This is a genomic window from Agarivorans sp. B2Z047 (assembly GCF_023373605.1).
In the GTDB taxonomy this organism is placed as follows: Bacteria; Pseudomonadota; Gammaproteobacteria; order Enterobacterales; family Celerinatantimonadaceae; genus Agarivorans; species Agarivorans albus.
In genome coordinates, this window is the sequence record NZ_CP088080.1 from 3,384,841 (window position 1) to 3,400,141 (window position 15,301).

Below are 15,301 nucleotides of genomic sequence, written 5' to 3' on the forward strand. Positions count from 1 at the left end.
ATTAAAGCTGCGCTGCAACATCATCGGATATCTCGCCGTTGTGATAGACCTCTTGAACATCGTCATCATCTTCTAGCATGTCTATTAGCCGCAGCAGCTTAGGTGCAGTGTTTGCGTCTAGCTCGGCGTGTGTTGATGCAACCATGGTAACCTCAGAGTTAATAGCCACGATACCAGAGGCATCTAGAGCATCTTTAACTCCGCCAAACTCCTCTGGGCTCGTATACACATCAACGCTTCCATCATTATGGCTGAGTACATCATCAGCACCAGCTTCCAAAGCCAGTTCCATAATTGCGTCTTCGTCACTGCCTGCTGGGTAAGATATCACCCCTTTCTTTTCAAAAAGATATGAAACACTACCATCAGTGCCAAGGTTGCCACCACTTTTGGAAAAAGCATGTCGAACACTTGATACGGTGCGATTGCGATTATCAGTCATTGTTTCCACTAAAACCGCGGTCCCTCCAGGCCCATAGCCTTCGTAGATAACAGTTTCCAACTGTTGTCCGTCGAGTTCACCAGCACCTCGTTGTACTGCACGATTAATGGTGTCGCGCGTCATATTGTTCGACAAAGACTTATCAATAGCGGCACGAAGTCTAGGGTTAGCATCGGGATCAGAGCCTCCCTCTCTAGCAGCTACTGTTAGCTCTCGAATAAACTTAGTAAACACTTTACCGCGTTTAGCATCTTGAGCAGCTTTACGGTGCTTAATATTGGCCCATTTACTGTGACCCGCCATCGAATTCCCCTAAGTTTGGTTTAGCCAAGATGATAAACGCTAAGAATATGACAAGCCTAGGATTAATTAATTGAACAATGATCTAGCTCGATAAAGAGCTTTAAGACTGAAGACATAGACATGAAACAAACTAATCGGCCGTTTTAGCTGAAAGCACAAACCACATAAAGTGTAATGTCATTCATATATATTACATAATTATGAGATAACATTTAACTTAAGAAACACCCTTTCTATTGATAATTCTAATAAAAATAATAACAAGCCAAGACTTCCTGTTGGATATTTAAACAATGCTAAACAAAAAATCATTTAGCTTAACTTATTGAAAAAATTAGCCTATATTTAAAGACATAATCTTTAACACAATAGTTATGAGCTAACCACGGAAGGCTATGATTGTAATTTATTGGCGCAAATTATCTCAGTTTTTAAAACGGCAGGCGATTGCTGTAAAAATTGTTGCGTTATTCTCTTTAGTCAGCATTAGCATACCCATTCATGCCGAGGTGTGGCTACTTACTCACTCAAGCCAACAGGCTGAGCTAAGTGCTAAGCAGATCCGTGCCATTTTCTCACTAAGACAAAAAAACTGGCCTGATGGTCAAATCATCGAACTGGTCGTTATGGATGACAACAACGAGTTACATAAACAGTTTTGTTTAGACGCACTCAAATTGTTTCCCTATCAGCTAACCCGAATTTGGGAACGCCAAATTTACACGGGTACCGCTATTGCTCCAACCATCGTGAACTCTGAACAAGAAATGTTAGACACCATAAAAAATAATCCCAACGCTATTGGATACACCAGCCAAGAGGTGAGCAATGAAGAACTTCATTCTACTATTGTTGACTAGCTTAAGCGTTGTCATTTTTCCCGCTCAGGCTAAAGGTAAACTCTCTTGGGGCGGCTTTGTGTCTGCCAGTTATATCGACGTAAACGCAAACAATTATTACGGTTATAACTCTGGTGATAGTGGCCCATTGTTCGAAGCAGGTCTTCGAGGCTTTTGGTATATCAACCCAAATTGGTCTGTTTCAGGATTAGTGATTGCCCAAGAGAGCGGCGATTGGTTCGAATCTGGTTTAGATGTAGATTATTTAAGCCTTAACTACAAAGTTCCTACAAACGAAGACTGGGAAGTTGGCTTTAAGTTTGGCCGTTTCAAAATTTCCAACGGAATTTATGGTGAAACCCGAGACGTGCCTTTTACTCGCCCCAGTATTGTACTGCCGCTATCGGTTTACCCGCACATCCTTAAAGAACAGAGTTTAAGGGCCGATGGCGTAAGGCTAGATTTAGACTATTTCACGCTAAGTGGCCAACAATACACATTCGCGGCATCCATTGGTAAAGAAGCCTTTGATGAAAGCTTTAGTCGGCGCTTTTTTGGGCAAGACCAAGGGGGCACTTTTGAAAGTGAGTGGAATAGTTCAATACACTTTTCAGCTCGCCCCAACGCCAATTGGTACTTGGGCCTAGAGTATCGTCGTTTAAAAATGCACTTAAAAGACTCGATAGATTTAGCGCCACCGGCTAGTCCGGTGCGTTTACCCTTCGATTTTACTATTGATACCGACCAATACATTGCTTCGCTGCAGTATTCGCAACAGCGCTACGAGCTAACGGGTGAATTTACCATGCGACGTGGTGGTACTTATGCTGAAGGAAAAAACGATGCAGCTAAACCCTTAGCGCCAATTTTTGATGGCAGTATCGATATGAATGCCTATTATCTGCAGGGTATTTTCATTGTAAATCAGCAGTGGAATTTGCTCGCTCGCTACGACAACAGCCATTTTATCGATGATGACATTGAAACCAACTTACGCGATCTCGAAGATTTTACCATTGGAGCAACGTGGAATTTCCATCGCAATTTTCAGCTAAAACTGGAACACCATTGGTTTGTAGGTACCTCAATGCTTCCCCCTGTTCGAGACCTAAACCCCACTCGAACTAACAATCCTGAACGGTATTGGCGCTTGTTTGCAATGCAACTAAGTTACCGCTTTTGATATTTCACTCTATGCTTAGTAAGTAAGCAATTAATTAGTCACTTATTGCCTTATGCTAAATCAATGGAATAGCCAATGAAGTTAAGCAAGTTCCCCTTGGTGGATCTAAAAAATCGCTACGTTAGCGTGCGACTAAAACTCACTTTGGTGCTCATTCTCGCGGCGGGCATTGTTGTCTCTATTTTTGGTTTAACCGCAATGGAGCACTATCAAAAACAACAAGCCCAATTAAAATTAAGCTATTTAGATAACTACGCTTTAGAATTCAACGACCAAATAGAACGCTTAAGCGATAGCATCACATACATTTTTGAAGCTCAAACCCTTCTGAGCCAAGCAGAAAGCATGCAAGACCTGGAACGTTACCTCAATAGGCAGTTACCAGATTTACAATGGTTAATGCCAATTGCTAACGGTTGTACGGTATTTGCCATAGATAATTATGCCTGTAGCGTACTTGACTCTCCTCCACCCAAAGAACTACTTGAACAAGTCACTTTGCGCTCTAAACCAATGCGCCTCATCGAATGTTTCGAAGTATGTCATTTATGGATTTCCCTGCCAATTAGAACCCGCAACGCAGAGCAAGGGGTTTTAGCCTTTCAACTCGAATTGGCAGATGCCTTAATTAACGTAACTCAACGCGATGATATTGAGCTGGCGATAGTCGATTTAGACCGCCCCTTATACAAAAGCATATTGTTAGCTACCAATACTCAGGTATTAAGCCAGCAATGGTTCGACAGCGCCATAGAGTATCGGCATCACGACAATATGGAGTTTAAAGTAGAATATAAAACCATTGTTGGTAAGCTCTACCCTATTAAAGACAGTTCAAATAGTACCCTTAAGTTGGTGATACTTAAGGATTGGAGCGAACAAGTTTTCTTACAAACTCGCTTCGAAAACCAGCTAACTATGCTGCTATTGTTTACTATGGCCCTGGCCATTGCGATTGGCCTTTTGCTGATGCGCCGCCCACTGAGTAACCTGCGCTACCACACCGCCAGCTTACCGACTATTTTAGAGAACGAAAGCTACAAGCCACAAAACAAGTTACACCTATTTAATGATGAATTTGATTCCCTAGACCACATATCTATAGAGCTTGCCAACAGCTTTTCAGAAATGCGTTCAAGCATCGCGGCTAATACCAAAGTTCTTGAGAAAATGGCCATGGAAGATCCACTCACAGAGTTGCCTAATCGAACGGCTTTTTTGAAGCAACTTAGTGAAGCATTAGAAGAAGCCGCTAAGCAAGGCGAAGAGCTCAGCCTGATTTACATTGATCTCGACAACTTTAAGACCATTAACAATACCTTAGGCCATGACTTTGGTGATTTACTATTAGTACAAGTGGCCAAGCGCATTATGCGACTCAGTCAATTCGCTTCAAGTACGTTCCGACTTGGCGGCGATGAGTTCACTCTACTTATCAATCAAAAAGACAAAGACAGCGTATTGGGCTTTGCTTATAGCTTGGCCCAAGAGATATCTCGCGACATTACTATTTCCGGCATTTCGATGAAGGTAACACTAAGTATCGGTATTGCCACCGCCAAGCAAGCCGAATACGAGCCGCAGCTATTAGTAAAATATGCTGACTTAGCCATGTATTCTTCAAAACGTAAAGGTAGGAACTGCTGCACCCATTTTGATATTGAATTGGCTCGCCAGAACGACATGGTGTTCACCATCGAGAACCAATTTCAAAATGCCATGAGTAACAATGAACTAGAACTCTACTTGCAACCGCAAGTGTCTATGCAACACCAGCGAGTCACCGGCTTTGAATTACTGCTCCGCTGGAATCATCCTACTCAAGGCCTTATGAATCCCGGCCAGTTCCTCGATACAGTTGAATCCGGCCGCCACATACTGCCGTTGGGTTACTGGGTAATCGACAAATCTTTAGCCTTGCTTGAAGAGCTTACAAGCAAGGGCTACGAAGAGTTAACCATTGCCTTCAATATCAGTGGCCGACAATTTGAAGATAAACACTTCGCTCAAAAACTCATCAGCAAATTTAAAACCGTAAACGTAGGTAGTAATTACCTAGAACTTGAAATTACCGAAAGTGTTGCAGTACAAAGCTACCAGCAAGTTAAATCCCAACTCAACGAGATCAGAGCCGCGGGTATTCGCGTAGCCTTTGATGACTTTGGTAAAGGCTTTACTTCACTCAGCTACTTAAGCAATCTAGCCTGTGACAAAATTAAGTTTGACCGTGAGTTTGGCCATAACGCCATTACCTCTGTGTCTACCCAAAATATTGTATTAAGTATGCGTACGCTAATGGACACTCTCGATTACGAGATATTGGTAGAGGGAGTAGAGACTCTAGAGCATGCCAATTGGCTAAAGAAAAATGGCTTTGACAAAGTACAAGGTTACTTCTTTGGTCGACCACAAACTAAGCAAGAAGCTTTGGCCTTTTATCAGCAATGTAACGAGAAAGGCGCATTATTGGATAAGGATGGCAATGTTTTGCACTTGCATCCCTTGTTCAAAATCCCTCAAACGCCGAGTCACTCTAGTCACAGTAGTTAACTGGTTTTTAAGGGTTAATCGATACAAAAAAGGCGAGCTAAATGCTCGCCTTTTTTACTTTGCTTAAAACTACTCAGGCAGTTTTACATTTAATGCTAACTCTTCGAGAGCTACCGGGTTAGCTGCACTAGGTGCACTAGTTAGCGGACAAGCTGCTGTGGCAGTTTTAGGGAAAGCCATCACGTCACGAATTGAGCTTGCACCAGTCATTAACATCACTAAGCGGTCTAAACCAAAGGCTAAGCCCGCATGTGGTGGAGCACCATATTGTAGAGCTTCTAACAAGAAACCAAACTTTTCTTGTGCTTCTTCATCACTAATGCCTAACACTTTAAAGGCTGCGGCTTGCATATCTTGTTTGTGAATACGCACACTACCACCACCAAGCTCACAGCCATTTAGCACCATATCATAGGCATTCGATAATACACCTGCTGGAGACGCGGCCAATTGCTCGGCCGATACACCAGCTACTGGAGCGGTGAATGGGTGGTGAATCGCGTGGAATTGACCATCCACCTCTTCAAACATTGGGAAATCTACAACCCAAAGCGGCTTCCACTCATCAGATACTAAGCCTAAGTCTTCACCCACTTTCAAACGAAGTGCGCCCATCGCTTCACATACAACGTTAGCTTTATCTGCGCCAAACAAAATTAAATCACCATCTTGCGCACCACTGCGCTCAACAATGCCTTTGGCAACCTCTTCGTTTAAGAACTTAAGAATAGGAGATTGTAAGCCCTCAACACCTGCAGCTAAGTCATTCACCTTCATCCAGGCAAGACCTTTAGCCCCATAAATCCCAACATATTTGCCGTAATCATCAATTTGCTTACGAGAAAGAGTTGCGCCACCCGGTACACGTAATACCGCTACACGGCCTTTTTCGTCATTTGCAGGGCCTGAAAATACTTTAAACTCAACATCTTTAAGTAAGTCAGCAACGTCTACCAACTGCATAGGGTTTCGTAAATCAGGCTTGTCTGAACCGTACAAACGCATTGCTTCTGCGTAAGTCATTTGCGGGAACTCACCAAGATCTATGTCTAACATCGAAACAAACAGCTCACGAACCATTTGCTCGGTAACAGCCATTACTTCGTCTGAGCTCATGAATGAAGTTTCAATATCAATCTGCGTAAATTCAGGTTGGCGATCAGCACGTAAATCTTCATCACGGAAACATTTTACGATTTGGTAGTAACGATCCATGCCCGACATCATTAGCAATTGCTTAAAGATTTGCGGTGATTGAGGCAAGGCAAAAAACTGGCCTTTGTGAGTACGGCTTGGCACCAAGTAATCACGCGCACCTTCTGGCGTAGCTTTAGTAAGAATTGGCGTCTCAATATCTAAGAAGCCATTGTCTTCCATAAAACGACGAACAAAGCCGGTTACTTTGGCGCGAAACACCATACGCTCGCTCATTTCAGGGCGACGTAAATCTAAGTAGCGGTATTTTAAGCGCTGCTCTTCCGAGTTGTCTTGATTGCTATCTAATGGCAATGGTGCTGAGCGGTTTAAAATCTCAAGCTCTAAACCTAACAACTCAACTTCACCAGTACGCATATCGCTATTTATCTGGCTATCTGGACGAGCACGCACACGACCTTTTAGTCGAACACAAAACTCATTACGCAAGCTATTTGCTGTGCTAAATACGTCTTCACGATCGGGATCAAACACCACTTGCACAATGCCTTCACGGTCACGTAAATCGATGAAGATTACACCGCCCAAATCACGGCGTCGATTTATCCAACCCACTAAATTTATTTCTTGATCAACTAGCTCTTTGGTTACTTGTCCACAGTAAACAGTGCGCATTTGGCCTTTCCCGTTTTACGTTTTAAAATTTCAGCGAATAATCATCTTGAGCAAAGCACTTGTTAGCTTTGTTCAGTGAAAGGGCGATAGTATAAAGGAAAGCGACTACAAATAAGAATAGTGATAGAGCAATAAATCTAGCGAAGGACTTAAATTTGCCAAAGACAAGCAGGAATTTGCTGGTTACAATAGCTCGCTTTACGATTATTAGCGCTTAATTCACACACGTTTTCTACGAGACTCCGCCATGCAAGGCAAAGATAAACTTTTCTCTCAACCCATTACTCAGCTGGGCGAATTTAAATTTGATGATCAAGTTGCGGAAGTATTCCCCGACATGATTCAACGTTCTGTGCCTGGTTACAGCAACATCATTTCCACCATTGGACACTTAACTGAACAGTTCCACCAGCCTAATAGCAAGCTGTATGATTTAGGCTGTTCTTTAGGCGCAGCCACACTTGCGATGCGCCGAGCGGTAAAACAAGAAAACGTAGAGATTATTGCCGTAGATAACTCACCTGCCATGGTTGAGCGCTGCCAAAAACATTTAGATGCTTTTCGTGGGTCTGTGCCAGTTGCCGTTATCTGCGAGGATATTTGCGATATTGAAATAAGTGAGGCGTCTGTAGTAGTACTTAACTTCACTCTGCAGTTTGTTTCCCAAGAGCAACGTTTAACTTTGCTGAAAAAAATCCACAAAGGCATGAAGGTTGGCGGAATATTGATTGTGAGTGAAAAATTTCACTTTAGCCAAGCAAGTATTCAAGGCTTAATTAGCGAACTTCATCTAGATTTCAAACGAGCCAATGGCTACAGCGAATTGGAAATCAGCCAAAAACGCAGCTCTTTAGACAATGTATTGGTACCAGATACCATAGAGCAACATAAACAACGTTTTGCCGACGCAGGTTTTTCGGCCAGTGAACTTTGGTTTCAATGTTTTAATTTTGGCTCATTGGTAGCCATTAAATAACTTGGATCTAGTTAGCCAAGCCTGCTCTTAAATAAAGGCAGGCTTTAGTTATCATGCCGTTAACTCGCCAACAAGGCTGAGATTTTATCTGCAAAAGGTTGCAGGCTTTCATTGTCCACCATGTTTCTAGCATGGCTACGCGCTTCGGCTAAAGAGCCAGGAATAATATGGAAATGAATATGAGGAACCGTTTGCCCTGCAGCTGCGCCATTAAATTGCACTAAACTCACGCCTTCAGCGTCCATAGCCTGCTTAACCGCTTTAGCCACTTTTTTCACCGTTTTAATGGTGGCAGCAGCGGCGTCATCAGACAGCTCGAGTAAGGTCTCGGCCGCTTCTTTAGGAATAACTAAGGTGTGGCCATCTGCTTGCGGCATAATATCCATAAACGCCAAGGTGTGTTCATCTTCATAAACTTTTAAGCAACTCATTTCACCACGTAAGATTTTAGCGAAGATATTGTTGGTATCGTAACTCATAGTCTTTATTCCTAAATATTTTATATAGTTAGCAAGGTACTAAAGGAAGTGTAAGGCATTATTGCACACCTAAATCTTCTAACAAGTAAGCTTGGTCAAAATACCGTTCGCCAACAAAGCTTATTGCATGGTCACCAAAGCGACGCAAACTGCCCGGTTGCTTTACTCCCATTGGCCAAAAAAACCAACGCTCCAAGCGTTGCGAGCCATGAACATAGCCCTGCCTATCAAATACGCTTTTTGTCAGTTCAGCTTTAGCCAATAAATTTAATTGTTGCCAAGCTAAAGACTGGTATTCAATGGTTTTCAGCTCAGTGTTTTCTTCCGCCGGAGCTAATCCCACAATTTGATGCGTATCGGCACTAATGCTAATTCGCATTTTAGTTTGAGCATCCACCCTATGCATCAATACTGGCTCTTGGGCACTATATTGCACAGCTTGATAGGGTTGGCCATTTGGCAGCATGAGGGTATACCAGCAGCCACAAAGATGAATACTATCGTAAGCTAGTATCTCTAACTGAGGTGTTAAGTGAATACGAAAAATAACTGCATCGTGCTGCCCTGCCACCCAATCAACAGCGCTAAGCTTAGGGCGTTGTTTAAACCACAGAACATAATTAAGTTGAATGGTGGTTTGCTGCTGATATCTGCCATAGCTAATAAGTGAAAAGCTAGTGGCTGTATCGGTATCTACTTGCAACTGTTGGCCCTGCCAAACCGGCTTACCTGGCAGGTTATCGTGACTCGAATTTTCTATTAGCCACTGTGGCGCAAATTTATTCAGCAAGCGCTGAACTTGCTGCTCATTGCTTAACTGCCCTAAGTGATTAAGGTTTAATGGCGTTGCCAAGCCATGTTTAAGCGGTTTTGGGATATAAAGGACTGCTTGGTCTTGCTTAAACCCAGAATAGGCTTTTAGTGACGCTTGCTGCCAATGCGCTTGTAAGCTCTGCTGCTCTTTTTTAACGGCGCTAGCAAATACTTTAGAGCTAATAGGATAAATGCCAAAAAATTTTGCGGTATCTGAGTAATCATCATCTGGTAATAAGCGATTAAGCAGTTCTGCGCTTTGCGCTGCTTGAGCTAAATATTGCTGTTTAGCTTGCGCCACACAGCTTTCAATAAAAGTATTTTGTGAATACTCTGGATAACGTTGCTTCCATTCACCCATTTGTTGACTGGTTAGGTTCTGCCACTCTAGCAATAAACCCGTTTTAGCAGCATCGCTCATATAGCTGATAAGATCTTGCTGACCAATATTTGAGCCACTATCTCGCTCACTAATAAAGCTGTAAATAAACCGGTCGTAGCGCAAGCCAGGGTGCTTGGGTATACGTTTGGCATTGAGCGTTCCAACCTCGCTGCTAAGCAAATGGTCTAAGTCAGTTAAGGCCCCTTCGCAAGAATACCGCTCAGGCTTAGTGCTACAAGCTTGCATCAGCAAGATACCGAAAATTAATAGCCAATGCTTTAAAGCATTATTATCACCACTCATGAAAAACGACCTATTCCTTTAATTCGTTTAACGACAATTAAGCTTATTTCACCGTAGCAACTAAGTACATGCTAAACAATTTGCCAGAGGAAATATTCCTGTAACAAAAGCTTCATAAAATCCAATTTTTGCTTATTACATTAAGAATGATGACAGCAATAATAGAAGTATTTACCACCTTTCTTCGCTTGGGTTTAGTCAGTTTTGGTGGCCCAGCTGCGCATATTGGCTTTTTTAAACAAGAGTTTGTTGATAACCGAAACTGGATGAGCCAGCAAGAATATGCAAACTTGGTTGCTTTAAGCCAGTTCCTACCCGGCCCAGGCTCTTCGCAAGTGGGTTTTGCTATAGGTTTGCGCCGAGCCGGAAAGCTAGGTGCAATAGCGGCTTTTATTGGCTTTACCCTGCCCTCAGCAGCCCTCATGACAGCCTTGGCTCTAGCGGCAAGCTATAGCAATAATAATCCCTTAGTGTTGGGGCTAATCGCAGGTTTAAAAATTGCTGCTTTGGTTGTTGTAGTGGATGCTGTTCGCCAAATGTACGGTCAGTTTTGTAGTAATTTATATTTAAGCAGTACTTGTTTTATCACTGCTTCTGTTTTGTTACTGCTTCCAAACTTGAGTACTCAATTACTGTGTTTGGCTATTGCGGCAATTGCCGGTTTGTTCTTACACAAGAAACTACTCGCGCTTAAGCCCTTAGAACCCAAACAAAATAAACCATCCGGCTCCATTAAACTGCCTTATTTAGTGGTATTTGGTGCTTTGCTTTTACTGGCCTTTTTAGACCTGCCACAGCTAGCGGCAAGCTTTAGTCAATTTTATCAAGCAGGCAGTTGGGTATTTGGTGGTGGTCATGTTGTTCTGCCATTGCTACAACAAACCTTGGTTAACGAAGTAAACCAAGAACAGTTTTTAACCGCCTATGCCGCAGCCCAAGCGGTGCCAGGCCCAATGTTCACCATTGCGAGTTACCTTGGGGCGATAGTCGGTGAACAAAGCCCTATGGTTTATGCCTTAGTTGCCACAATAGCAATTTTTCTACCGGGTTTTCTGTTGGTTTTGGCCTTTGTTGATGTCTGGCAAGCCCTAGCCAATCAGGCTAAGTTCTCTGCTGCAATGCAAATGGTGAACGCGGCAGTGGTTGGTTTACTTGTTGCAGCGCTATATCAACCTATTTTCACCAGCGCTATCCACTCTAACTTAGAAGTAGTATTAGCCCTGTTAGGTTTTTGCTTGTTGCGAGTGTTTAAATTGCCGCTGTATGTAATGTTAATTTGCCTTGGCGGCGCAGGGTTAGTATTTTTGAGTTAAACCAAAAAGGCCTGCTTTCGCAGGCCTTTTATAATGAAACACCTATATTTTAAACGCGCCCACTTCTTTATGTAACTTGTCAGCGATTTCATCTAGTTCGGTCGCCCGCTGCGAGCTACCAGCAGCTTGTTCAGCGAGCTCTAAAGATGCATCTTGAATACCTTGAGTATTGCGCCCAACCTCTTCGGTGACCGCTCTTTGTTCCTCAGCAGCACTAGAGATCTGCGTGGCCATATCACTAATGTGGGTAATTGAGTTAGTAATATTCTCCAGCATTTCTGCAGCTTTAGTAGCTTCTTCAACGCTTATTTTTACTAACTGCTGACTTTCGTCCATGGTTTGAACAGTGCTATGGGTATTGCCCTGCAAACGCTCTAACATCGCTTTAATTTCTTCAGTTGAACTTTGTGTACGTTGCGACAAATTACGTACCTCATCAGCAACAACGGCAAATCCGCGCCCTTGCTCGCCGGCGCGTGCAGCCTCAATAGCAGCATTTAACGCCAATAAGTTGGTTTGTTCAGCAATACCCTGAATCGTCGATAAAATGTCGCTAATTTCCTGGGTATTTCGCTCTAGCTCTTGCACGGTTTCAGCCGCACCATCTAGCTGACCTGCCAAACTATTCACTTGCTGTTGGTTTCGTCCAATTAATACTTTACCTTGTTCACAAGAATCTGCAGATTCACGTGCCGCTTCAGCTGTTTGTTCAGCATTGTTTGCTACTTCATTGGCTGTAGCAGCCATCTCATTAACAGCGGTTGCTACTTGAGTCACTTCAGCTTGCTGGCGTTCAATCTGCAAGTTAGATTCACTGGTTGAATTATTAGTAAGCGCCGCCGCTTGCTGCAATCGATCTGCGTCTTGGGCGATATCTTTCATCAGATCATGTAATTGATCGATAAAACGGTCAACGCCATCTGCTAGCGCGCCTATCTCATCATTACGCTGCATGTTAATTCGCTTGGTTAAATCGCCGTCACCCGATGAGAGCTCACTAATTGCCTCGCCTAAAACTTCAATTGGTTTCAACATCGCAGAAATCACTTTAAGCATTACCACAGCAATGATGACAAAAAGAATGACCGCAAAAATCACCGAACTTTGCACCATGGCCTGAACGGGCGCCAATGCTAATTTCTTGTCATAAACAAACATCAAGTACCATTCGATACCTTCAATTGGGCTTATACTTACAAAGCTATCTTTGCCGCTAACTTGTAAATCACTCAATTCGGCTGTGCGGGCAACTTGCTCAATAAAACTCGCACTAAGCTCAGGAGACAACTCTGTAGCTTTCTTAAGCACCATATTGTTATCACTATGAATCACCACTAAACCTTGCTGGTCAACAATCACCGGATAAACTTGTTCGCTGGCTAGGTTTAACACGCGCTGAGTCACCACATCTAAACCTAAATCGCCAGCGTAAACGCCGCCACTGACTCTTTGCGCTACCGATATAACCATTTGACCAGAGGTTGCATCGACATAAGGGTCTGAGACAAACGAACCATTAGCCTGCGCCCCCTTATACCAAGGCCGGGTTCTTGGATCGTATCCGTCTGGCAGGGTTTCGTTCGGGTCATGCATGGTCATTTCACCTTGACTACTGCCAAAGTAAAAATAAATGAAATCGCCACTTTGCTTGGCTTGTACTAAATCAGATACAAAACTTGAAGAATTGGGGTCCGAAGACATCCCTCTTGCAATCGCAAGTTTAGAGTCGAACCACAGGCTTACTTGGTCGGTAGCTGCTTGAGCTAACTGCTTTGCATCTCCCGCAATATCTAAACGTGTTTCTTGAGATAAGGTTCTTGCTTGGAACCAAGCTTGCACACCACTTAACACCGCTAACAGGATTAAGATTGTTAAGATTAAACGTTGTTTAATCGATAAATTACCCATCAATTACCCCTTGCCAGCTTCCTGCTGTATTTATTGTTGACCATTTGTCTTGTTACTTAGAATTTGTGCTAGCATCATTGTGTTCACACTAACCCTATGTATTTAATTATGATTTTTATAGAAAAAGTTTTAGCGTCAGTTGTGTTGCTTAGCTTTAGCGTTCAAGTTCAGGCCACTGTGCAAGTGGAGCAACTGGATTATGACTCACTGCTCATCAATGATTGTTCTCAGTCTGCTGTCACCATCAGCGCTACTCAGTCATCGGTGATGACTCGGCTTGAGACGCTTTCAGCTAAAGCGCGCTCTACAATTAATGATAGTATCTTGGTGGCTACTCTTCCCTCTTTAAATATCGACGCACAGCAACAAAACTATAGAACTTATTCACCTAACAACAAAAAGATAAACTTCAATTCAAGTAAAAGTGCTCACTTCCCCATATCTTACGCTTGGCAAGAGCAAAGTTTTGAATGGTTTAGCGCTTATAATTCTAACCAAAGCCAGCTAAAACCGGCCCCCTACTTAGCACTTGCCCGATATCAAGGGCAAACGCTGGCACTAGCAAGTATCAGTAGCCATGATAACCAACAGCTACTTAGCGCTTTAAGTGATGATTTCATCGCTCAACGCAGCCCTTTAGTTTTATTTGTTAGAACGCACGAGCCGCTAAATAACTCCGCTATCAAGGCATTTCACCAGCTGGGCATGCGCCTTCACTTTAAAGATCAACTCATCATCGCAAGCAAAGCTATAGATGCCTGTGATAGCGGCAACTGGAGAGATGAAAACGGGCATAGTGTAAATTGGATAAAAATCGATAAGGTGAATTAGAACAATTAGTGAACAAATGCCCATTTTAGCCAAGTATCTTTAGCGCTTTATCACCAATAAGCGCTAAAGCTTGCTACAATTAGCGGTATATACCTACGTAATATCAAGCTCTTGTAACCAATGATAGACTTCTCTGACTTTTACCAATTAATTGCCAAAAACCGCCTTAAGCATTGGCTTTATACACTGCCAGCACAATTAGGTGACTGGCAAAAAGAACATGCTCATGGCGACTTCCCACGCTGGCAGCGTGTGCTTAATAAATTTCCCCAACAAACAACTGCTCACATAGAACTTAAAGATAAAGTCAGTATTGGTAAAGCCGAAGAAATGCCTGAAGGTGAGCGTAAAAAAATTGAGAGTTTACTGCGCCACTTACACCCTTGGCGTAAAGGCCCATTTGATGTTTATGGGATTAATATCGACACAGAATGGCGTTCCGATTGGAAGTGGGAGCGCATCCGTAATCATATCTCTCCACTTAAACATCGCTATGTATTAGACGTGGGTTGTGGCAGCGGTTATCACATGTGGCGAATGCTAGGAGATGATGCAGAGTTTGTAGTAGGCATCGATCCTTCCACCCTATTCCTTATGCAATTTGAAGCCATTCGCAATTTTGCCAACAATGACCAACGCGTTCACTTATTGCCTTTAGGTATTCAAGAGCTCCCTAAACTACGCGCCTTTGATACGGTATTTTCGATGGGAGTGCTTTATCATCGCCGCTCGCCAATGGACCACCTTATTCAGTTAAAAGAACAACTACACAAAGGCGGAGAATTAGTACTTGAAACCTTGGTTGTAGATGGCGATGAAAACCAAGTGCTCGTGCCTGCTGGCCGGTACGGAAAAATGCCCAATGTTTGGTTTTTGCCCAGTACCGCAGCCTTAAAATTATGGCTAGAAAAAGTTGGCTTTGTTGATGTACGAATTGTCGATATTGATGTTACTTCAACCAAGGAACAAAGAAGTACCTCATGGATGACTCACGAGTCACTCGAAGACTACTTAGACCCAAATGATAATTCGAAAACTGTAGAAGGGCTACCGGCTCCCAAACGTGCTGTTTTAATTGCAATTAATCCAGACTAAACAGTTTTCATACGCTATGCTAAAACAAACACTTAAACCGCAGTTTTTACTTTT

General features: G+C 43.0%; 12 protein-coding genes. 7 read left to right on the forward strand and 5 right to left on the reverse strand.

What is annotated here, in order from left to right:
• Position 1: 1 nt before the first annotated feature.
• Complete coding sequence (locus LQZ07_RS15385) at positions 2-745, reverse strand: YebC/PmpR family DNA-binding transcriptional regulator (RefSeq protein WP_152781056.1); 744 nt, start codon at positions 743-745, stop codon at positions 2-4.
• Positions 746-1,140: 395 nt separating this feature from the next.
• On the opposite strand from LQZ07_RS15385, the gene LQZ07_RS15390 reads away from it, so the two are divergent.
• The 3 genes from LQZ07_RS15390 (at position 1,141) to LQZ07_RS15400 (ending at position 5,317) form a co-directional block, all read left to right on the forward strand.
• On the forward strand, positions 1,141-1,605 hold the full coding sequence (locus LQZ07_RS15390) for a hypothetical protein (protein ID WP_152781058.1): 465 nt from the start codon (positions 1,141-1,143) through the stop codon (positions 1,603-1,605).
• Positions 1,574-2,767: a hypothetical protein gene (locus LQZ07_RS15395; protein WP_016402629.1), complete on the forward strand. Its 1,194-nt coding sequence runs from the start codon at positions 1,574-1,576 to the stop codon at positions 2,765-2,767. Before LQZ07_RS15390 ends, LQZ07_RS15395 begins: the two co-directional genes overlap by 32 nt.
• Before the next feature lie 75 nt (positions 2,768-2,842).
• Positions 2,843-5,317 carry a bifunctional diguanylate cyclase/phosphodiesterase gene (locus LQZ07_RS15400; protein WP_152781061.1) on the forward strand — a complete coding sequence of 825 codons (2,475 nt, stop codon included), beginning with the start codon at positions 2,843-2,845 and terminating at the stop codon, positions 5,315-5,317.
• Positions 5,318-5,386: 69 nt separating this feature from the next.
• On the opposite strand, the gene aspS is transcribed toward LQZ07_RS15400, so the two are convergent.
• On the reverse strand, positions 5,387-7,147 hold the full coding sequence (aspS, locus tag LQZ07_RS15405; RefSeq protein WP_016402631.1) for an aspartate--tRNA ligase: 1,761 nt from the start codon (positions 7,145-7,147) through the stop codon (positions 5,387-5,389).
• 247 nt (positions 7,148-7,394) lie between these two features.
• Here aspS and cmoA point away from each other — a divergent pair, with 247 nt between their 5' ends.
• Entirely contained in the window at positions 7,395-8,123 is a 729-nt protein-coding gene (gene cmoA / locus LQZ07_RS15410) for a carboxy-S-adenosyl-L-methionine synthase CmoA (protein WP_152781063.1), read from the forward strand.
• Between the two features lie 59 nt (positions 8,124-8,182).
• On the opposite strand, the gene LQZ07_RS15415 is transcribed toward cmoA, so the two are convergent.
• Together LQZ07_RS15415 and LQZ07_RS15420 are read right to left on the reverse strand one after the other, a co-directional pair.
• Entirely contained in the window at positions 8,183-8,602 is a 420-nt protein-coding gene (locus LQZ07_RS15415) for an HIT family protein (protein WP_152781065.1), read from the reverse strand.
• Positions 8,603-8,660: 58 nt separating this feature from the next.
• Positions 8,661-10,100, reverse strand: a complete 1,440-nt coding sequence (locus tag LQZ07_RS15420) for a hypothetical protein (RefSeq protein WP_152781067.1) — start codon at positions 10,098-10,100, stop codon at positions 8,661-8,663.
• Positions 10,101-10,246: 146 nt separating this feature from the next.
• Between LQZ07_RS15420 and chrA the strand changes: the two genes are divergently transcribed.
• Positions 10,247-11,413: a chromate efflux transporter gene (gene chrA / locus LQZ07_RS15425; RefSeq protein ID WP_249483194.1), complete on the forward strand. Its 1,167-nt coding sequence runs from the start codon at positions 10,247-10,249 to the stop codon at positions 11,411-11,413.
• A gap of 42 nt (positions 11,414-11,455) precedes the next feature.
• On the opposite strand, the gene LQZ07_RS15430 is transcribed toward chrA, so the two are convergent.
• On the reverse strand, positions 11,456-13,321 hold the full coding sequence (locus LQZ07_RS15430; RefSeq protein WP_152781069.1) for a methyl-accepting chemotaxis protein: 1,866 nt from the start codon (positions 13,319-13,321) through the stop codon (positions 11,456-11,458).
• A gap of 108 nt (positions 13,322-13,429) precedes the next feature.
• On the opposite strand from LQZ07_RS15430, the gene LQZ07_RS15435 reads away from it, so the two are divergent.
• Together LQZ07_RS15435 and cmoB are read left to right on the forward strand one after the other, a co-directional pair.
• On the forward strand, positions 13,430-14,152 hold the full coding sequence (locus tag LQZ07_RS15435; protein WP_152781071.1) for a hypothetical protein: 723 nt from the start codon (positions 13,430-13,432) through the stop codon (positions 14,150-14,152).
• Positions 14,153-14,272: 120 nt separating this feature from the next.
• Entirely contained in the window at positions 14,273-15,247 is a 975-nt protein-coding gene (gene cmoB / locus LQZ07_RS15440; RefSeq protein WP_152781073.1) for a tRNA 5-methoxyuridine(34)/uridine 5-oxyacetic acid(34) synthase CmoB, read from the forward strand.
• Positions 15,248-15,301: the final 54 nt, after the last annotated feature.